Consider the following 356-nt stretch of genomic DNA (forward strand, 5'->3'; position numbering starts at 1 on the left):
GTATCGAAATATGGATACTCCGATATGCTTCAAGAACCGACTCCGCAACAATACGAACTGGAAATGGTAACGATGGAACAGTTAGTTCCTAAAGACCATTTAGTGCGTAAAATCGATAATGCTATCGACTTTGAATTCATTCGTGATGAAGTCGCTCATCTTTATTGTAAAGATAATGGGCGTCCRCCTGTTGACCCTGTTCGTCTCTTCAAARTCATCTTACTTGGCTACATCTTTGGCATAAAAAGTGAGCGTCAGCTCGTTAAAGAAATTGAAGTGAATGTCGCTTACCGTTGGTTCTTACGGATGTCATTAACAGAGAAAGTCATTCACGCATCCACTCTCAGCCAAAACCG

Annotated in this window: 1 protein-coding gene; it reads left to right on the forward strand. The window is 41.2% G+C overall.

The genetic code is table 11. The features are described 5' to 3' along the window. Positions 1–24: 24 nt before the first annotated feature. A partial coding sequence (locus tag IRQ95_RS22085) for a transposase (protein ID WP_194439937.1) occupies positions 25–356 on the forward strand: 332 nt, incomplete at its 3' end.

It is taken from the genome of Vibrio fluminensis, from assembly GCF_015278125.1.
Taxonomy (GTDB): Bacteria; Pseudomonadota; Gammaproteobacteria; order Enterobacterales; family Vibrionaceae; genus Vibrio; species Vibrio fluminensis.